Source organism: Cyclobacterium sp. (assembly GCF_014762705.1).
Classification (GTDB): Bacteria; Bacteroidota; Bacteroidia; order Cytophagales; family Cyclobacteriaceae; genus Cyclobacterium.
This window is the reverse complement of sequence record NZ_JABURL010000077.1, coordinates 20212-40676: the sequence shown is the minus strand read 5'-3', so window position 1 is coordinate 40676 and position 20465 is coordinate 20212. Positions and strand designations below refer to the sequence as shown.

Annotated in this window: 13 protein-coding genes; 5 read left to right on the top strand and 8 right to left on the bottom strand. The window is 44.2% G+C overall.

Annotated features, from left to right (window positions below; genetic code table 11):
- Positions 1 to 335: 335 nt before the first annotated feature.
- The 3 genes from HUJ21_RS14615 to HUJ21_RS14605 are packed head-to-tail and all read right to left on the bottom strand — an operon-like array spanning position 336 to position 5159.
- Complete coding sequence (locus HUJ21_RS14615) at positions 336 to 788, bottom strand: DUF1569 domain-containing protein (protein ID WP_291371010.1); 453 nt, start codon at positions 786 to 788, stop codon at positions 336 to 338.
- Positions 789 to 790: 2 nt separating this feature from the next.
- Positions 791 to 2230, bottom strand: coding sequence for a DUF1501 domain-containing protein (locus HUJ21_RS14610; protein WP_291371008.1), 1440 nt, complete (start codon positions 2228 to 2230; stop codon positions 791 to 793).
- A 4-nt stretch (positions 2231 to 2234) separates the two neighbouring features.
- On the bottom strand, positions 2235 to 5159 hold the full coding sequence (locus HUJ21_RS14605; protein ID WP_291371006.1) for a PSD1 and planctomycete cytochrome C domain-containing protein: 2925 nt from the start codon (positions 5157 to 5159) through the stop codon (positions 2235 to 2237).
- A gap of 685 nt (positions 5160 to 5844) precedes the next feature.
- Here HUJ21_RS14605 and HUJ21_RS14600 point away from each other — a divergent pair.
- Positions 5845 to 9012 carry a SusC/RagA family TonB-linked outer membrane protein gene (locus HUJ21_RS14600; protein WP_291371004.1) on the top strand — a complete coding sequence of 1056 codons (3168 nt, stop codon included), beginning with the start codon at positions 5845 to 5847 and terminating at the stop codon, positions 9010 to 9012.
- A gap of 26 nt (positions 9013 to 9038) precedes the next feature.
- Entirely contained in the window at positions 9039 to 10895 is a 1857-nt protein-coding gene (locus tag HUJ21_RS14595; RefSeq protein ID WP_291371002.1) for a RagB/SusD family nutrient uptake outer membrane protein, read from the top strand.
- 128 nt (positions 10896 to 11023) lie between these two features.
- On the opposite strand, the gene HUJ21_RS14590 is transcribed toward HUJ21_RS14595, so the two are convergent.
- The 5 genes from HUJ21_RS14590 to HUJ21_RS14570 all read right to left on the bottom strand — a co-directional run bounded on the left by HUJ21_RS14590 (position 11024) and on the right by HUJ21_RS14570 (position 16641).
- Positions 11024 to 12340, bottom strand: coding sequence for a hypothetical protein (locus HUJ21_RS14590; protein ID WP_291371000.1), 1317 nt, complete (start codon positions 12338 to 12340; stop codon positions 11024 to 11026).
- A 447-nt stretch (positions 12341 to 12787) separates the two neighbouring features.
- A complete protein-coding gene (locus HUJ21_RS14585) occupies positions 12788 to 14086 on the bottom strand; it encodes a TRAP transporter large permease (RefSeq protein ID WP_291370998.1) in 1299 nt (432 codons plus the stop codon).
- Positions 14087 to 14091: 5 nt separating this feature from the next.
- Positions 14092 to 14577: a TRAP transporter small permease gene (locus tag HUJ21_RS14580; protein WP_291370996.1), complete on the bottom strand. Its 486-nt coding sequence runs from the start codon at positions 14575 to 14577 to the stop codon at positions 14092 to 14094.
- Between the two features lie 3 nt (positions 14578 to 14580).
- Entirely contained in the window at positions 14581 to 15576 is a 996-nt protein-coding gene (locus HUJ21_RS14575; RefSeq protein WP_291370994.1) for a TRAP transporter substrate-binding protein, read from the bottom strand.
- Positions 15577 to 15645: 69 nt separating this feature from the next.
- On the bottom strand, positions 15646 to 16641 hold the full coding sequence (locus tag HUJ21_RS14570; protein ID WP_291370992.1) for a sugar kinase: 996 nt from the start codon (positions 16639 to 16641) through the stop codon (positions 15646 to 15648).
- Positions 16642 to 16782: 141 nt separating this feature from the next.
- On the opposite strand from HUJ21_RS14570, the gene HUJ21_RS14565 reads away from it, so the two are divergent.
- The 3 genes from HUJ21_RS14565 to uxuA are packed head-to-tail and all read left to right on the top strand — an operon-like array spanning position 16783 to position 20461.
- Positions 16783 to 18429, top strand: coding sequence for an altronate dehydratase family protein (locus tag HUJ21_RS14565; protein WP_291370990.1), 1647 nt, complete (start codon positions 16783 to 16785; stop codon positions 18427 to 18429).
- 29 nt (positions 18430 to 18458) lie between these two features.
- Positions 18459 to 19274: an SDR family oxidoreductase gene (locus HUJ21_RS14560; RefSeq protein ID WP_166143510.1), complete on the top strand. Its 816-nt coding sequence runs from the start codon at positions 18459 to 18461 to the stop codon at positions 19272 to 19274.
- Between the two features lie 23 nt (positions 19275 to 19297).
- Positions 19298 to 20461 carry a mannonate dehydratase gene (gene uxuA, locus HUJ21_RS14555; RefSeq protein WP_291371012.1) on the top strand — a complete coding sequence of 388 codons (1164 nt, stop codon included), beginning with the start codon at positions 19298 to 19300 and terminating at the stop codon, positions 20459 to 20461.
- Positions 20462 to 20465 lie beyond the last annotated feature (4 nt).

The window sequence follows — 20465 nt, the reverse complement described above, 5'->3', positions numbered from 1 at the left end:
AAGCATACAACTAAAAATTACCATTCATAAAAATTGTCCATAAATAATTTTATGAGACCTTAAAAAAAAATTGATTTGTCCCTTTTCAAGGTAATTTTCTTATTGAATCAGGCACATCATAAATGAAATTTTATAAACTGATTGCCAATATATTTAAAACTTTCCTTTTTAAGTAAAACACAAAAATTTGGATCCTGGGAAATTAATTTGAAAATAGTTCTCCTTTTTAAGGAAATTGACTAAGAATAAATTTTGAATGGCAGTCTACCTCAAATTTTCCTTAAGTCAATGGTTAACTAAATAGAATCATTGATACGGACCATTTGATACCTAACCTATAAGCCAAATTGCCTCAAATGGTGGTCAACATGCATCCATACCACGCGGCCCCACTCCCTGGTATTTAAAGGACCAAAATAAGGATGAGGAGCCGAAAAAATTTTCCCTGGTTCGGTAAATTCAATCAAAGCAGTTTTAAAAAGTTCTTTTTCTTTGTCAAATGCCTCCGGATTGATTTTTCCCCTGGTCTCAAACGGAGCTGCCGTTTTGACATTTCTCGGAAAGCCAGGCATAACATACAGGACAAAAAATTTCATTAATTTTTGTTTCAAAGTTCCGGGTAGGACAGGTTTGTTCCAGGATAAAATCCTTTGATTGGCCAAATTACAATGGTGGAGCATTTCTGTGGCGTTCATCTTACCCCAAAATGGCTGTTTGTCAGGAGCCAAAGAATTTACACGTGTGATTAATTTGGTTATTGCAGTTTTATCCAGGACCGTTTGCCGCATCGCTATACTAAAACATCTTTGACCACATGACCATGCACATCTGTCAATCTAAAATCCCTGCCTCCAAAATGATAGGTAAGCATTTTGTGATCCACACCAAGCAAGTGCAGCATAGTAGCGTGCAGATCATGGATGGTGACCGGATTTTCGGCTACCCTATACCCGTATTCATCTGTTTGTCCATAAATGGTACCCCCCCTGATCCCTGCTCCTGCCATCCACATACTGAAGGCTGAGGGATTGTGGTCCCGGCCATCCTGGCCCTGAGCAAATGGGGTTCGCCCAAATTCTCCAGTCCAAACTACCAGGGTTTCCTCCAGGAGACCTCTGGATTTCAAGTCTTTCAACAAGCCTGCAATAGGCTGGTCTACGGCATGTGCATTCCGCTCATGCCCATTCTTCAGGCCATGGTGTTGGTCCCAGCGATCGATACCAGCAAGGCTTGGACAGGTCAATTCCACAAACCTCACCCCTCTTTCTACCAATCTCCTGGCCATCAGGCATTGTGCACCATAATTTCGGGTGTGGGGATCTTCATCATATAAGCCGTACAAATTCCGGGTAGCTTTAGTCTCGGATTGGAACTCAGTCAATTCAGGTACGGAAGCCTGCATCTGATAGGCCAGTTCATAATTCCGGATCGCCGCTTCCAATTCATCCGATTTATCCTGGTTTTTTTCGTCCATCTGCTGGATAAAATCCAATTTTTTTCTTTGATGAGCGGAAAGGCTGCTGTCGGACTTGATATTGGCTACAGGGGTGTCACCTGTTTTCATGATGGAGGCCTGAAAGTCAGCAGGCAAAAACCCATTTTTAAAATTATCCACCCCTCCGGGAGGCACCAAACCTCCATCCAGGACCACATATCCCGGCAAATTACTGTTTTCCGATCCCAAGCCATAATTCACCCAGGCGCCCATACTTGGCCGACCCTGCAACCCGCTTCCTGTATGTAAAAAGTAATTCGCATTGGTATGTTCAGGAAAATTGGACACCATCGACCGGATGAGGGCCAAATCATCCACACAAGAAGCTATATGAGGAAAGAGTTCGCTCACTGCCATACCTGATTCACCATATCTTTTGAAAGCCCAGGGACTTTGAAGGATTTTTCCGTTATTGTTAAACTGGGTAGCATCTATTTTGAACTTTGGATCCTGGCCATTCTCCCGGGCCAGGCGGGGCTTGGGATCAAAGGAATCCACCTGAGAAACGCCACCATCCATATATAGAAAAATGATGTTTTTAGCTTTGGGCAAATGGTGGGGAGCATGTGCTAATTTGGACAACAAATCCCGTGAACTTTTATCAGTGGATTTGCATGCCGATCCCAGAGAACCCATCATGCCCATTAAAGCCATTGACCCAAATCCACACCTGCAGATTTCGAGCATCTTTCTGCGGCTAATGGGCTGATTCATTAGGGGTTTATGCTTATTCATGGGATTACATTAAGTAAATAAATGATTTCATATTGAACAGGGCATGGCAATACTCCTTCCAAACCTGAACTTGTTTTTCATCGGGCACAATACCTTCAGCTGACTCCAGTGAATGTTCAATTTCTCCAATAAACGCCAGCCCCTCTTTCCGTTCAAAATCAGAAGCAGGCCGGGCAAATGCCCGCAAGTAAGCTTCATTAATCCGCTGCTCCGGATTTAATTCAGTTGCCGAAACCAGGTTTGTTGCCATGATCTCTGCCTGTTCTTCTACAAAAGGGTCGTTCATTAAAAAAAGAGACTGCGCCGGGACATTGGTCACGTCACGTTTTCCAAAAGTTGTAAAAGGAGTGGGTCGGTCAAAAGCCGTCATCATCCTATCCAGAAAGTTTCTTCTGACTTCAAGGTAAATGGACCTGCGACCTGCTCCGTCCAAAGGCCCTGATTTTCCCGGTCTTCCCCTACCCTGCATAAAGGAGGTTAAATATACGGGTACAGGCGGTCCGTAAAGGGTAGTGTCTAATGCTCCAGAGGCTGATAGCATGGCATCTCTTATGGCTTCCGCCTCCAAACGCCTTACCGGATAACGGGCCAAATAATGGTTATCAGGGTCTTTGATGCTGTCGGTTGTCCGCGTACTCCTTTGGAAGGCCGCTGTCATGACCATGGACTTTATCATTTTCTTTACGGACCAGTTTTCTTCCTGAAATTTTATGGCAAGAAAATCAAGCAATTCAGGATGGCTGGGAAGTTTACCCTGCAGCCCAAAATTATCCACTGTCTCTACAAGCCCCCTCCCAAACACATGGTACCAAAGCCGGTTCACCATTACCCTTGCGGTCAAAGGGTTTTTAGCATCCAGAATTGTTTCTGTCATTTCAATTCTCCCACTTCCTTTTCCTTCAATAGGTTCCTGCCATTCCAATATTTCCGAAAGAAAATTCCTGTCAACAACCTGGCTTTCTGTATCTAAATGATTCCCCCTTTTAAACACAGGGCTTTCTCTGGCAAAACCATCTGTTACCCCCTGAAAAAATAAAGTATCTTTAAAGGTAGCCAACAGGAGGTCCTTTCTCAAGATCAATTGACGTAGTTCCGGCAAATCTATTACTAATTCACCGCTTGAAATCTTTTCGTTGAGTTCGGTCACTTCCGCTACTGTACTTTTTCCAGCCTGCCAATTGCCAATCATGCCGGAAAGGGAATATGCAGGTCGTTCGCTATCCCGTACAGGTTCATACCAGGATTCATCATAAGCGATGGCATAAGCCGCTTCGATATAGGCCTCCTGGTCTTGCTGGTATTGATGGCGTACATAGCTGCCAGGTAATATCTCCAAATAGGCTTCGTGCCCCTGCCAATCCCCTACGTCAAATACGTAATTTTTCCATTCCTCTTCATTTACTTTCTGATCAAGCCCACCATAAATCGGATAACTGATCAATTGAAAATTATCCATGACAAGGCGTATACTTGCCCCCTTTCCTCTTGCCCTTACACCCAAATACTGGTGGTCCAATTTAAAATCAGGGGAACGGAGTGCCCCGAATATTCCTGTCCCATATTTCCGGCTTGAAGCCATTCCCGATTGCAAACCTGATATTTCCCTGGTTTTCTCTTGTATCATTGGGTCACCTAGCGTGGTGGTCTGCCCAAAAGCCCAACCATCTGGCATCCAACCCTGTAAATCCTGTCCTCTAAAATCTCCCAATACCTTAACAAAAGCAGCAGCTTCACTTTCTCCTGCGGGTTGATGATCATTTACCAAAAAAGCAGGGACGGAATCCTGAGATTCTGTATCCCAGGAGGCAGCCAGCATTTCCTTGATTTGGTTTTTTAACCGCTGAACTTCATTAATTTGAGTAGCTTTTTTCTGGGTATCCCCTAGCGGAACAGGGCTAAAACGGGTACTACCCAAAATCCCGTACATGGCATAGTAATCCGAAGTAGGAATGGGGTCAAACTTGTGGTCGTGACACCTGGCACAAGCGACGGTAAGTCCCTGAAAACTTTTTCCGATCACATCAATCATGTTATCAATGCGATCGGCTTCATCTTTTTTGGTATCCACGGGACTGTGGGTTCCCTCTGTCATGGTCAAAAACAGGGTGCCTAAGACAGATTCATTTTGGCCGGACTCAGGATGCAGTCTGGGTGCCGGTATCAGGTCTCCCATCAAATGCTCTTTCACCATTTGGTCATAGGGCAAATCCGCATTGAAAGCCCGGATCAAATAATCCCTGTACCTCCATGCTCCCTGTATGGCAAAATCAAATTCATGCCCTTTGGTTTCTGCATATCGGACCACATCCATCCAGTGGCTGGCCCATTTTTCTCCATAAGCAGGACTATCCAGGTAATGGTCCACCATTCTTTCATAGGCATCCGGCCTGTTATCCGAAACAAATGCTTTGATGGTTTCCGGAGCAGGAGGCAATCCTGTCAGCACAAAAGAAAGCCTTTTGAGCAAGGTGTATTTATCCGCCTTTTCGCTCACTTCCAGTCCCATGCCCTGAATTTTTTCATGGATAAATTCATCTATACGCTGATGGGTAGCTGTATTAGTAGATACCCGCTCAGATTGAGCGGGTATAAAAGACCAGTGTGGCTGATAATCTGCTCCCTGATTGATCCATTTTTTTAACAATGCAATCTCCTTCTCAGTCAACTCCATTTTGGATGAAGGTGGAGGCATTCTTAATTCAGGGTCATTTTGGGTAATGCGGTCCAGCAAAGCACTCTTCGATGCAGAACCGGGTACAATAGCTGCATGTCCGCTTTCCAACAGCTTGGTTGCCCCTTCTGCGACATCCAATCGCAGTCCGGCCTCCCTGCTGCTGGGATCCGGCCCATGGCACAAATAACATTTTTGTACCAAAATGGGCTTTATATGGAAATTGAAATCCACCTGGGCAGGGATCTCATCCTTCAATTGATTAGGTTGACAGGAAAAAAATACCAACAGTCCTGTGCATAAAATCAAAGTCAGACCAAAGACCTGCATCCACTTTTTCCATATAACATACAATAACATAACCTTCAAAACGAATTGAAACACTTTATTTTAAATTTAGTGATATTAACAACAATTTCAATAGACAGCAATAAAATTTTAAACAATTGGTGAAATTTATCTCTTTAATGCAATGGTACAAAACCTCTTATTCGGGTATCATTTATGGGTGTACCTGTTATCTAGATTTTAATTATCTTTATACCAAATAAATTATAAAATGTATATTTAATTCGTTTTTAATTACTTTTTAATTTTTTTTAATAAAAAAAATACAACAAAAATAAATATTTTTAAAGGGCTGTTGCCCTAATTTCCAAAACATATTTCGAAAGATGCTCTCAATCGGGCATCCCATTTAAAATCCTAAATTTTTCTTATAAATATTAAAAAATTAAATTTTGTATTTTCATAATTTATTGCACTATAAAAATATAATTTTTTATTGTAACCCATTATTATATTAATGAAACCGATTGCATTGTCTATAAAATATCCTTATGTTAGGCGATTATTGGCTTGAATAGGAACATTTTTCAAGCTGATATACAGGGTCAAAAGCCTGAAAACAAAACAATTATTCATTAATTCTAACCCAAAAAAAATGAAAGAATGCTTACAAATGTCAGGCGTCAAAGGGATAGGCCATTTAGGTCTTGGTCTTTGTGTCAGCCTGTTGTTTGCCGCAAACACTTTTGCGGCAAACATAGCTAAAAATGAGCCATTTGAGAAGCCCCGGGAGGAAACCCGCCTTTTGGCGAATCCCAGGGCGGAAGACGTTACCGTATCGGGTGTGGTCACCGATGAATCCGGCGAAGGAATTCCGGGCGTTACTGTTTTTATAGCCGGAACCGGAACAGGCACTGTGACAGACATTGATGGCAGTTATTCCTTGTCGGTACCCGAAGGGGCGGATTTGACCTTTTCCTATGTCGGATTTGTATCACAAACAATAACCGTAGGAAACCAATCCGAAATCAATGTCACCCTTCTGATGGATACCGCTTCTCTGGAAGAGGTGGTCGTCATTGGTTATGGTACGGCAAGGAAAAGAGATTTAACCGGAGCGGTTTCTTCTGTTACCGCTACCCGGCTGGAAAATGAAAACCCCAATTCAGTACAGGATGTACTTCGGGGTAACATTGCCGGTCTGAATGTTGGTTTGAATACGGATGCAAAAGGTGGTGGTAGCCTGGAAGTGAGGGGTAGAACCTCCCTTAATGCCGGGTCAAGTCCACTAATCGTATTGGATGGGGCCATTTATTATGGGCAGTTAGCGGATATCAACCCAAATGATATCGAAAGCATCGATGTGCTGAAAGATGCAAGCTCGGCGGCTGTGTTTGGAGCAAAAGCGGCCAACGGGGTTGTGTTGGTCAATACCAAAAAGGGAGCTTTAGGCAAACCTCAGATTAAAATCAATACCAACTGGGGAATGGCTACCATGGCCAAAAATGAGCCTGTTTACGGTCCTCAGGGCTTTTTGTCCTGGAGGGAAGATGTGATGGAAAGTATCAACGCCGGAGGATTCGAACCTTACCGCTTTTCCAATCCCAACACCCTCCCTTCTGACATTTCTTTGGAAACCTGGTTGAATTATGACGGTTCTGATGGCGACCCGGAAACAGTCTGGTTGCAAAGACTGAACATGCAACCTCTGGAAATAGCCAACTACAAAGCGGGGGAAAGTGTAAATTGGTACAATATGATGTTTCAGAATGGTCTGCGCCAGGATCACACTGTCAGCCTTTCTGGTAGAAGTGAAGACTTTAGGTATTATTGGTCCATGGGCTACCTGGACAACGAAGGGCTTGTCGTTGGGGATAAATTTACTACCATCAGAAGCCGGTTCAACATAGAGGGGAATGTCAACGAATGGTTAACCGTAGGAATGAACACCCAATTTGCGGACAGGGATGAAAGCCAGATCCCTGTAAACTGGGGAGATATGACCAACCTATCTCCATGGGGTGAACCATTTCTTGAAGATGGTGTCAGCCTTAGATTCAGGCCAAATGAAGAGGTAAGTGGAGGTCGCCATCCTTATTATACACCCAGCTTTACCGATCGCCTGCAAAAGGAAACCACCATCAACTCTACTCTTTTTGCAGCTATAGAACTGCCCTTTGGTATCAAGTTCAGAACCAATTTCACTCCCAGGTATGAATTCTATGAGCGATACAACCATGAAATGGCCGCCCATCAGGATTTTGAAAACATGGGAGGAAGGGCCAGCAGGCAACAAAGAAAAGTGTATTTCTGGCAAGTGGATAATATCCTGAGCTGGAATAAAAATTTCAACAACATCCATAATTTCGATGTGACACTTTTGGCTAATGCGGAAAAATTCCAGAGTTGGGACAATTCCATGCAAAATGTTGGTTTCGAGCCACATGACCGATTGGGTTACCACAATATCGGCGCAGGTATCAATCCCATCATTTCAAGCAATGATCAGCAGCATACCGCAGATGCATTGATGGGAAGGGTGATTTATACCTTATCCGACAAATACATCACCACCCTTTCCGTTAGAAGGGATGGATATTCTGCCTTTGGCCAAAGTAATCCAAGAGCTACCTTTACTTCAGCGGCTTTTGGCTGGGTATTTACGGATGAAGACTTCGTCAATATTCCCTGGCTTGACTATGGTAAGTTAAGGGCTTCATGGGGAGTAAATGGTAACAGGGATATAGGCCGCTATGCTGCCCTGTCCGATTTACAAACCGGAAAATATTTTTACCAAAGACCAAGTGGGGAATTGTATTTTGTCAGCCAGTTGTATGTAAACACCATGCAAAATGCAAACCTGCGCTGGGAAAAAACCACTTCCACCAACCTGGGATTGGATTTCTCCTTGTTCAACAGTATACTGGATGGTACCATTGAAGTATATGACATGTCCACCACTGACCTTTTGGTAGAAAGAAGTCTTCCGGATATTCTGGGATTTAATTTTGTGTATGACAACCTGGGTGAAGTAAGAAACCGGGGTGTCGAAGTCAGCTTAAACAGTCTCTTGGTAAACCGCTCCAATGTGACCTGGCGGACCAGCCTGAATTTCCAAATGAACCGTAACCGGATAGTAAGCTTGTATGGTGATCTGGATGAGAATGGGGAAGAATTGGACGATATCGGTAACCGTTGGTTTATTGACAGGGCCATAGATGCTGTTTGGAATTACAAAACAGACGGTATTTGGCAAACTCCCGAAGCCGATGAGGCCAGCGATTATGGGGTAAAACCAGGCGATTTTAAAATCGAAGATGTCAATAATGACGGATTATACACCAATGCCGACCGGCAGTTTCTGGGATTCTCTGAGCCCAGATCCAGATGGAGTTTTAGAAATGAATTTAAAATTTGGAAAAATTTCGATGTATCCTTTATGATGTACGCCTACTTGGGCCATATAGGTACTTTTAACCAAAGGAAAAACCGACAGGGCTTTCTGGACCGTTCCAATTCCTATATCCTACCCTATTGGACCGAGGAAAATCCCAGCAATGAATGGGCAAGATTGTATTCCAGTGAAGGCGGCGCCGGTGGTTTCAATGTATACCAAAGCAGGTCTTTCGTAAGGTTGGAAAATATTTCCATGGCCTATACGGTTCCCCAAACCATTCTGGAAAGAGCAAAAATTGAGAATTTAAGGCTGTACATGAATGTGCGTAACGTAGGCTTTTACGCCCCCGAAATGAACTTCTGGGACCCTGAGTCTGGAGGACCAACCCCAAGGATTTTTACCCTGGGACTTGATTTGACGCTTTAATGGTTGACTATTTAAAAGAATTAATCATGAAAATAAACATAAAAAGATCTTCATTTTACCTGGGCCTCCTGGCTTCAGGTATGATGCTAACTACCACAGGATGTGATGAATCCTGGTTGGAACCCAAGCCATTATCCTTTTACGCTCCGGAAAACACTTTCAACTCCGCCAGCGGACTTTGGGGTGCGCTGGTTGCCTGTGAGCGAAATATGCGCCATGAGTATACCGGGGATGGACCTCCTATCCTAACCGAACATATATTCACTGAAGTGGCCATAGAAGGTACCACGGATAAATCAGGACCTGCCCAGGACATGAACTTGCTGATCACCCCTGATGCCAACCTGAACAGTACCAACACCAATAGAATCGGGTGGTATTGGTATGAAGGTTTTAAAGGCATCAAATATGCCAATACGGTTATTTCCAGGATCGATGATCCCACAGACTACGAATCAGAAGCAGAACGCAACCACATTCTGGGTACGGCCTATTTTCACCGGGCTTTGCGCTACTACCGGCTAACCAATCAATTTGGGGATGTGCCTTTGATTCTGGAAGAGATACTGGAACCCAGACTTGATTTTTATTCCACCGACCGGGAAGTAATTCTCCGGAAGATGAAAGAAGATCTGGAATGGGCGGAACCTTGGGTGCCCGAAGTAATGGACCGCGGACAGGTTCCCAAGGGAGCCATTCAACACCTGCTAACCAAGGTAAACCTTGCTCTGGGAGAATTTGATGATGCCATTGCTTCTGCCAGCCGCCTGATTGACGGAGGTACCCATGCCCTGATGACAGAAAGATTTGGTTCTACCGGCAACGATCCGGACAGAAACCTGATCTGGGACTTGCATCGTCCTGAAAACAAATCGTCAAGTGCCAATACAGAGGCCATACTGATGGTAATGGACAGAATGGATACCGATGGAAATTCCGGTGGGATGTCATCCATGCGACAGGCTGTTCCCTTCTGGATCACCAACATCAATACACCGAATGGCAATAGAGGAACCATAGATCAACCAGGAATAGAGATTGACCATGTAACCCGTTATGGTCGGGGCATTGGACGTCTGAGAGGTACCTGGTACCATCAAAGCATGATCTGGGATGATGAAAATGACTTGCGTCATGCACCTGGAAACTGGATGGATATGACCGATCTGGTCTATAACAATCCCGCTCTGGTCGATCTGGGGGATGAGTATTATGGAAAACCCCTACAATTCAGGAATGACGAAGGAACTGTATTGGTAGTAGACACTATCCGTAGCTGGTTTTCCTGGCCACACTACAAATTATATATCCCTGATCCACAAAATATCCGGCCAAGTGGTGGACACAGTGACTGGTACATATTCCGGCTGGCAGAAACCTACTTGCTTCGTGCTGAAGCCTATGTATGGAAAGGGGATATGGCCAATGCTGCGGCAGATGTAAATGCGGTTAGGACACGTGCCGGTGCCGCCCCATATGGTCCTGAAGAGATGAACATAGGGACTATTCTGGATGAAAGAGCGAGAGAACTTTACTATGAAGAACCCAGAAAAACGGAACTGACCCGTATGGCTTATATTTTTGCCAATACCGGTATTCAGGCCTACAATGGAAAAACCTATTCCATAGATAATTTCTCCGAAGAAAATTTCCTGTACGACAGGATCATGGAATTTACGGATTATTACAACAAAGGTGTTTTTACACGTCATGGTGATACCTATACCTATAGCCCTTACCATGTGCTTTGGCCCATTCCTGCCGATGCCATCAATACCAATACAAAAGGAATCATCAATCAAAATAAGGGGTACTCAGGTTTCGAAAACAATGTTCCGCCGCTTACCACGGTAGATGGAAACCACAGCAGTACTGAAGATTAAAATCAACCAATTCACAATTACAAAAACCCGGAAATTCCTTCCGGGTTTTTTTATATATCAGCAACCATTTCCTACTATTGGTGATATGTAGTTACCTGATTTTGAACTGATTTCAGAAAAAAATATTGTTAAATTTTGTTTGAAAATACTTGTATAAGAAACATCTGCCTGGTCCCATTGGGAGCAATTCCGGGAACCAGAATGGCATCATTGGTACGGTTCCACCTCGGTGCAGGATCTATCCGGATATCGCCGCTGTAATCTCCTTTACCAATGCCTTCACTTTTGGCCCATACACCATCATTTCGTCTTAAAATGGTATAATAGTTCTTACCATTTTTTCCGAATCCGTTGGCAAACCAGTTCGCATCCGGAGAAAGGGAAATATCTCCTTCCGGATTGGGAAACAAAACTGAGTCGCCCATGTATCCCTGGATTTGCTTATGCTCCACATCGTATAACACTTGCCTTTTCTTCCCCAAATCATCAGGGGCGCTTCCTATCAGAATATTTCCTTCATCCCATTCCGGGTGTCCCCCAACAAAAATACTATGGAGGGTTAACCCTGTGCCATCTGAATTGATGGTAAATGGAACATTAACCCGATTGCTACTGTCGTCTCCCGGACCCCATCCGGCACGGGCAAAAAAATAAATACGGTCACTATTTCTGTTCCACAGCGTATGGTTAATAAAGAGACCGCTGTGCTGCAAATCCGGAATTGATTCTCTGATCTTTTCATCTAATTGATGGTAAGAAACCAATAAATTCTTTTCGCCGGTTTTCACATCAATAATAAAAATCCCATCGTTTTTTGGGGCAATTTCTTCTTCAGACCAGTCTGGTACTCCGGGATAACCAGTTACAGGCCTCAACCTGGCAAGTCTTCCATAATTTAGTCCGAGCCAGGCCGTTCCGTTGACAGCAACACCGCCGTTTGCAATAGGCGTGTCTTCATACCGGTATTCCTTTACACGTTTCCTTTCCTTAATGTCATAAATTACAGTGAAGATTTTCCCTGTTTCGAGATCCCGGTCATTGAAAAAAAATTGAGTTTCAGGAGCTAGCGGGTTCCAGTAAAACATGGTTCCCTGCTGTGGATTCCAGGCGTAGGTTTGATCAAGGGGAATAATGTTGTTTTCATCCTCTGTGTCTATTACAAAAATCATCGCAGGTTCATCTGGTCTGGGCATCCGGCTGATGGTGTCAATCTCCATTCCCAGGATGTATTGTCCCGATTCATTCCAGGGTATGGTCTGGCATTGCCCGATATAGCCAAAAAAATGATGCTTTGTGCCTGAAGTAAGTTGCTCTATTTGCAGGGAAAAGGCTGAATCTGCCTGATCTTTTTCCGTCTTGCACCCGCTGCAAAAAAAAACTACAATTGTCAGGGCAAGTAATGGAATTTCAAAGTTACCGAAGCTGGTACTGATGGATAGTTTCATGGGTTTATTGGGTCAAGGCTCCTAAATTAGAAATTATTTTTAGAAAAGGCGATTTTTATTCGGTTTTGAAAGGGTATTCATACCTATTACCGATCCATGCATTTCCATTTTAACCTGAGTTCGATTCTAGAAAAGGACGATTTGTTTATAGTTTTCCTTCCTAAGCAAATGGGTAATTTTCTGAAATCGAAAGTTGTCTAAGAATCAACTTTAAACTCATTTCCAGCTTCTAATAACAATTTATAACCATTAGAAATTTGGAGCGTTTACGAAAAAATCCCCCTAGCCCTCCGCCGCGGCGGAGGGATTTTATGAAGTCTGAGTCATTTTACAAGGATGGAATCGCTGCCCCCCTTTGTCCCCCACCCGAGTCATACTTTTTTAAAAAACTAAAAAAGCCGCTGGATAAAAATTATCCAGCGGCTTTTGATTGATTCGAACGCATTGTTATAATCCAAATAAACCGGGAAGCCACAGCGTCAGCTCCGGAACGAGTGTAATCACCAGCAATCCGAGAATCATGGCCAGGAAAAAAGGCAACAAGGGAAGAAATACCTTGGCAATACTGGTTCTGGCCACCCCTACTCCAATAAACAACACGGAGCCCACCGGAGGTGTACAGATTCCTATGCAAAGGTTTAGTACCATCATGATCCCAAAGTGTACCGGATCGATACCCAATGTAACTACAGCCGGAAGAAAAATCGGCGTAAAAATAAGTACTGCGGGAGTCATGTCCATAAAGGTTCCTACAAACAACAGGATCAGATTAATCATGATCAGAATGACGAATTTATTGTCACTAAGTGCCAATAAAGCAGCACTTATGGACTGAGGAATGTTCTCGCTGGACATGGCCCAGGACATGCTCATGGAAGTAGCAATCAGCAACATTACAATGGCGGTTGTTTCGGAAGATTTCAACAAAACCCCAGGAAGGTCCTTTATTTTGATTTCTCCATAAATAAAAGACAAGACCAGGGTGTAAATCACCGCTATGGCCGATGCCTCTGTTGCTGTGAAAATGCCAATCACAATACCTCCAATGACCACTACCAAAAGCATCAAGCTGGGAAAAGCTGCCAGGAACTTTTTTGTCAGTTCCTTCAGGCTGGTGATTTCCCCTCCTTTAAGATTGTGTTTTTTAATAAATATAGCAGCTGTGATCATCAAAAACATACCGATGAGCAATCCCGGAATATAGCCTGCCACAAATAGGGCAGCAATAGATACTCCTCCACTGGCCAGGGAATATACAATCAAAACATTGGAAGGGGGTATGATCAATCCTGTAGTGGAAGATGTAATGTTGACTGCAGCGCCCAACTCCCTTGGGTAACCCTCTTTTTCCATTCTTGGCCCCAAAATCCCACCAATAGCAGAAGCTGCCGCAGCAGCAGAACCTGCAATGGCACCAAAGAGCATGGCGGCAATCACATTCACATATAACAATCCACCAGGCAAGCGTCCAGTCATGGCTTTGGCCAGGTTAATTAACCGGTTGGCAATGCCTCCCTTGTTCATGATCTCTCCGGCAAGGATAAAAAAAGGAATGGCCAGCAGGGCAAAACTATCCAAACCCACCCCCATTCTTTGGGCGATGGTGGTGGCGGAAGGTACGGTGGCAATGGTAACGGTAAGGGTCAAAAAACTGGAAAAGCCCAGGGCCCAGGCTACCGGTACCCCAATGCCCATTAGGGTAATGAAACTGACTACTAATATGAGTATACTTAAATATTCTTCCATTTCGATTAAATTTGGGCTTTTGATTTATTCATTAAGGTTTTCAGGCCTACCAATTGGTAAAAAAATACCAAAAGACCGCTCAGAGGGATCATGGTGTAGACATAGGCCAGGGGCAGTTGAAGCGTAGCTGATTTTTGCTCCAGGGTATAGGTGATAAAAACCAGGTTAGCCCCTCCCAGAATCATGACAGGAATGACAAAAAGCACGATCACCACCCGGATCAATATCATTAATTTTCTATGTGCTTCTCCCTTCAGCTTGGTGGGCAGCAGGTCTATGGCCAGGTGATTGTCCTGACCGGCTACATAAGCAGCCCCCAGCATACCCAGCCATACCAGTAGGTATCTGGATAATTCATCTGTGAATGAACTTGGCGATTGGATGACATACCGGGAAAAAACCTGCCAACTCACATTCAATACCATGGCTCCCATAATGATCATCAACAAAATGGCAACCCCTTTATCGATTTTTACTTTATAATTCTCCATATTTCAATATTCTCTGATTTTTTCCACCAAGGCATACATTTCGGGATCATTTACTTTCATGGTCTCGTAGACCTTTTCAGCTGCCTTCCTAAAAGGTTCCTTGTCGGGATAGGAAATATTAACCCCAGCTTCCTCCAGTATCCTCATGGATTCTGCTACAGACTCTTCCCAAAGCTTGAATTGATAAACTGCTGATTCGTCAGCTGCTTCCTGAAGCCAAAGCTTTTCTTCTTTCGATAATATATCCCATACCTTGGTACTTACAATCATCATGTCCGGAATGGCCGTATGTTCGTTAAGGGAATAATACTTACATACTTCATAATGCCGGGAAGTCACCAGACTCGGCGGATTGTTTTCCGCTCCATCTACGATACCCTGTTGCAATGCGGTATAAAGTTCTCCAAAAGATACCGGAGTAGGTGATCCGCCAAAACTCTGGACCATATTTACTGCAGTAGGACTTTCCATTACCCTTACTTTGAGGCCCTGGATATCTTCAGGCTTTTCTACAGGGGTATTGATGGTGTAAAAACTTCTTTTGCCTGCATCATAAAAACAGAGCCCCTTCAGCCAGTATTTTTCTCCTGCGGCCAGTAACTGCTCACCAATTGGGCCTTCCAAAACCCTTGCCTGGTGGGCATCATCCCTGAAAAGATAAGGCTGCCCCAGGATCTTAATTTCAGGCGCAAATCCCTCCATGGCGGCTGTGGACACCTTGGTCATGGAGAGACTCCCGATTTGCAACAGCTCTACCAATTCCCTTTCCGTGCCCAACTGCTGGTTGGGGTAAACCTGCACAATCATTTTTCCGTCGGATTTTTCTTCGGCTTTTTTTGCCAAATACAACATGGCTTCATGTACAGGATGACTGGTATCCAGTCCATGCCCAAGTTTCAATATCCTTACTCCGCCTGGTTTGGAACAACCTATTAAAATAGCTGCAAGAAACAGCATCCCCAGATAACTTCCGGATTTATTCATGATAACTTTCAACATACTTATTGTGGAATTATTTTGGTTTTCAATAATTGTTCAACATACTATTTTTTACTTGGTATTTCTGGATCAGCGCAATAATCTTCCTACATTTTCCCCTTTTACCAGCTGATCCACTTCTTCAACAGATACAAAATTAGCATCCCCGGGAACAGAATGTTTTAAAACGGATGCGGCGACGGCAAATTCAAGGGCTTGCTCTTTGTTTCGGTGCATTAACCCATAAATCAGTCCTGCCATAAAAGCATCACCACCGCCAATTCTGTCCACGATATTGGGCATGTCATATGTTTTGGATTGTATCAATTTTTCCTCAGTCCATAAAATACCTTTCAGTTTATTGTGGGAAGCCGAAAGTGAATCCCTCTCCGTGGTGGCAACAAGCTGAATAGATGGACATATTGTTTTTGCTTTTTCACAGGCACATCCGAAGTCCGATTCATGGATATCCATACAGTTGGCCAAATCCGTCAAACCGGCAATGATTACCTGACTATGTGCAATCAATTCAGGCATGATATCCAATGGTGACTTCCCATATCGCCATAAATTTCTCCTGTAATTGATGTCTCCGCTGACCATCACACCGTTCCTTTTGGCGGCCTGAAGTACCCTTAGGCACAATGAAGCGGCCTTGGCAGATACGGCAGGGGTAATTCCAGACCAATGAAACCAGTCCACCCCTTTGAATACCTGGTCCCAATCCATATTTTGTCCTTCATAATGGGAAAAAACGGAGTCAAACCTGTCATAAATGATTTTTGAAGACCGTTGCATGGCTCCATTTTCCAAAAAATACAAACCCATCCGCCCCTCTTGGGTATCTATGCAGGAAGTATCAATACCAGCGGTTTTCAGATAGCGAAGTGCTGCCCTCCCCATATCATTGGTAGGTAAGGCACTGATCAGGGACACATCCTGATGCCAATACGCCAGGGAAACCCCCACATTGGCTTCGGAACCGCCAAACTCGGCATCATAATTCCTGGCCTGAATGAACCTTTCGTGTCCCGGAGTAGAAAAACGCATCATGATCTCCCCTAAAGTGACTATCCGTTTACGCATTTACCTTTTTGGTTATTTGGTATCTGTTGTTTATCCGTCAAATTTAACCGTGATTTAAAAAAAAAGAAGCCCTTCGCCTCTTTTCTTTTAATTTATTTCTAAATTGTGCAATCGATTGCTCAAGATAATCAAATATTCGAAATGTTGCATAAAGTTTTACGAATTCATCCTGAAGACAATGTTCTGGTGGCCCTAACCGACTTAAAAAAAGGCGAAAAGGTCCTGTTCGAGGGAAAAGAAATCCTGCTGGCCAGCCATGTTCCTGCCAAACACAAATTTACCATGCAAAAGATGGATCCGGAGGATAAAATATACATGTATGGCATAATTGTAGGAAAAGCAGTGATCCCAATAGCCAAAGGCGAGGTAATCACCACGGAAAACATTGCCCACCAAACAGCCCCCTACACCGGCAAAAGAAAGCCCTTTTCCTGGAAAGCTCCTGATGTCAGCTCCTGGAAAAACAGGACCTTTGATGGCTACCACCGACCTGATGGTCAGGTGGGTACGGCCAATTATTGGCTGGTGGTTCCGCTTGTTTTTTGCGAAAACAGGAATGTGGACATCATGAAACAGGCGTTTGTGGAAGAATTGGGCTTTGCCAGACCCAACCCCTATAAATCATTCGTTAAAGAAATGAAGCAACTTTATTTGCAGGGAAACAAAGAAGGTTTGCAGCAAGTGGGAATAGAGACTTTAGAACAAAGTGGAGAACAAAAGCTTTTTAAAAACATTGACGGCATCAAATTTTTGACCCACAACGGAGGATGTGGGGGTACCCGGCAAGATTCAGAAGCCTTGTGTGCGCTTATTGCAGGCTATATCAACAATCCCAATGTGGCAGGAGCGACCATTTTAAGTTTGGGCTGCCAGAATGCCCAGCCAGCCATCCTGAAAGAAAAACTGGCCAATATAGATCCTGATTTCAAAAAGCCGGTCATCATACTGGAGCAGCAAGAAGAAGGAACAGAAACCCAATTGCTTACCCGGGCCATACAGGCTACCTTTATAGGTCTGGCGGATGCTGATCAACTGCAAAGAAAACCCGCTCCACTCAGCAAACTAACCATTGGTTTGGAATGTGGAGGCTCGGATGGATTTTCAGGGATTTCTGCCAATCCAAGTCTGGGACAGGTATCGGATATCATGGCTGCCCTGGGAGGCAAAACCATCTTGTCTGAATTCCCGGAATTGTGCGGGGTAGAACAGGAACTCATCAACCGGTGTACAAGCGATGAGAAAGCAGAAAAATTTGTAAAACTCATGCGGGCCTATGCCGCATCAGCTGAAGCAGTAGGCTCCGGCTTTGACATGAACCCAAGTCCAGGCAATATCAAGGACGGATTGATTACCGATGCGATCAAATCGGCCGGCGCTGCAAAAAAAGGGGGAACCTCACCTATTGAAGATATTTTGGATTATACCGAAATAGCTACCAAACCCGGACTCAGTTTGCTCTGCTCACCTGGTAATGATGTGGAGAGTACTACTGCCATGGCCGGATCAGGAGCTAACATCATTCTTTTCACCACCGGTTTGGGCACGCCTACCGGTAATCCGGTGACCCCTGTTATCAAGGTTTCCTCCAACCATAAATTGGCCGGAAAGATGCCTGATATCATTGATGTGGATACAGGAGGAATTATTTCCGGAGAAAAAACCATTGAAGAAATGGGTGATGAACTATTGGAATACATCATTCAGGTTGCCAGTGGAAAGGTTCAGGCCAAAGCTGTTTTGTTAAACCAGGACGATTTTATACCTTGGAAAAGAGGAGTTTCTCTTTAGTCAAACACCAACAATAACGTTTTTAAATTATGTCTCAACTATTTTCAGTAAAAAACAAAGTAATCATTATCAGTGGAGGTACAGGGGTATTGGGTAAAGCCATGGCCAAACACCTGGCCAGGGAAGGTGCCCAGATGATCATCCTGGGCCGTAACCAACAAAAAGTGGACGACCTGGTAAAAGAAATAAAGGATGAGGGAGGCTTTGCCTTTCCAGCAGTAGCCGATGTTACCAATGAAGCAGAAGTCATCCAGGTCAAAGAGCAATTGGAAAAATCCTTCGATCAAATTGACGGGCTAATCAATGCGGCAGGTGGCAACATGCCGGGAGCCACGGTAATGCCAGATCAATTTTTTACAGATCTTTCTTCAGAGGCGGTAAAGTCCATCATGGATCTGAATTACATGGGTACTTTCTTGCCAACCAAGGTTTTCTTACCGCTATTGATCAAAAATAAAAAAGCTTCTATTATCAATATCTCTTCCATGGCGGCAAGCCGCCCCATGACCAGAGTGATGGGTTATGCCTCGGCCAAAGCGGCCATAGACAACATGACCAAATGGATGTCGGTAGAATTTGCTAAAAAATACGGAGAAGGGATTCGTGTCAATGCAGTGGCTCCGGGATTCTTTTTAACCGCACAAAATGAGCGACTGCTGACCAATAAGGACGGTAGCCTGACTGAGAGAGGAAAGCTGATCAAGGACCACACTCCCATGGCCAGATTTGGTAAGCCAGAAGAACTATTCGGGGCTGTACAATGGCTGAGTAGTGAAGCATCAAAGTTTGTAACAGGAACCATAATCGAAGTGGATGGGGGCTTCAGTGCATTTTCAGGAGTATGAGCAAAGTTAATCAACCCATAATGATGGAGCAGACCATGCGTTGGTATGGTCCCAAAGACCCGGTAAGCCTGGCAGATATCCGGCAATCCGGTGCCACAGGCATAGTAACTGCACTGCACCAGGTTCCCAACGGGGAAGTATGGTCCCGAGAAGCCATTCGGGAACGGAAAGAAATGATCGAGCAAGCAGGGCTCACCTGGTCTGTGGTGGAAAGTGTACCCGTACACGAAAACATCAAAACCCGATCGGGTAATTTCGAACAATACATTAAAAACTATCAGGAAAGCATCCGCAACCTGGCAGCAGAAGGGATCCATACCGTTTGTTATAACTTTATGCCCATCCTGGACTGGACCCGAACCAATCTGGCCTATCTGCTACCTGATGGATCCAGGGCTTTGCGTTTTGAAATGAAAGCCATTGCTGCTTTTGATGTGCACATGCTGCAACGTCCGGGAGCAGCCGGTGATTATAGTGAAGAAATGCTTGAAATGGCAAAAACCCATTTTGACTCATTGAGTAATGAGGATAAGGATAATCTGGTAAACACCATTATTGCCGGACTACCCGGAGCAGAGGCAGGGTATTCGGTAGAAGATTTTCAGGAAGCCTTGAATACTTATGATGGCATAGATGCCGCCGCACTTGGGAAAAATCTGGATTCGTTTTTAAGCGAAATTGTGCCTGTGGCTGAAGAAAACAAGGTTTTTCTTTGTATACATCCTGACGACCCCCCCTACCCCATATTTGGGCTACCCAGGGTGGTCAGCACTGCTGCTGATTATGACCGTATCCTAACATCCAATGACAGTCCATACAATGGATTCACCTTTTGTACCGGTTCACTGGGGGTGAGGGCTGACAATAACCTGCCGGAAATGGTAGAAAAATATGGAGATTACATACACTTTATTCACCTCAGAAGTACCCAAAGAGATGAAGAAGGTAACTTTTTTGAAGCCAATCACCTGGAAGGAAATGTACCCATGGCAGCAGTGGTAGAAGCCATTATCAAGTTGCAGCAAAAACGAGGAAAATCGCTTCCCATGCGGCCGGATCACGGCCACCAGATGTTGGATGATTTGGGAAAAGTGACCAACCCTGGCTATTCTGCCATAGGCAGGCTGAGGGGACTGGCCGAATTGAGGGGTTTGGAAATTGGCATCGCAAGAAGTATTTTTGGTTAATTAT

Coding starts and splice junctions, on each gene's coding strand:
- HUJ21_RS14615 (WP_291371010.1), bottom strand. CDS start 788: ATGCGGCAAACGGTCCTGGATAAAACTGCAATAACCAAATTAATCACA.
- HUJ21_RS14610 (WP_291371008.1), bottom strand. CDS start 2,230: ATGAATAAGCATAAACCCCTAATGAATCAGCCCATTAGCCGCAGAAAG.
- HUJ21_RS14600 (WP_291371004.1), top strand. CDS start 5,845: ATGAAAGAATGCTTACAAATGTCAGGCGTCAAAGGGATAGGCCATTTA.
- HUJ21_RS14595 (WP_291371002.1), top strand. CDS start 9,039: ATGAAAATAAACATAAAAAGATCTTCATTTTACCTGGGCCTCCTGGCT.
- HUJ21_RS14590 (WP_291371000.1), bottom strand. CDS start 12,340: ATGAAACTATCCATCAGTACCAGCTTCGGTAACTTTGAAATTCCATTA.
- HUJ21_RS14585 (WP_291370998.1), bottom strand. CDS start 14,086: ATGGAAGAATATTTAAGTATACTCATATTAGTAGTCAGTTTCATTACC.
- HUJ21_RS14580 (WP_291370996.1), bottom strand. CDS start 14,577: ATGGAGAATTATAAAGTAAAAATCGATAAAGGGGTTGCCATTTTGTTG.
- HUJ21_RS14575 (WP_291370994.1), bottom strand. CDS start 15,576: ATGTTGAAAGTTATCATGAATAAATCCGGAAGTTATCTGGGGATGCTG.
- HUJ21_RS14570 (WP_291370992.1), bottom strand. CDS start 16,641: ATGCGTAAACGGATAGTCACTTTAGGGGAGATCATGATGCGTTTTTCT.
- HUJ21_RS14565 (WP_291370990.1), top strand. CDS start 16,783: ATGTTGCATAAAGTTTTACGAATTCATCCTGAAGACAATGTTCTGGTG.
- HUJ21_RS14560 (WP_166143510.1), top strand. CDS start 18,459: ATGTCTCAACTATTTTCAGTAAAAAACAAAGTAATCATTATCAGTGGA.
- uxuA (WP_291371012.1), top strand. CDS start 19,298: ATGGAGCAGACCATGCGTTGGTATGGTCCCAAAGACCCGGTAAGCCTG.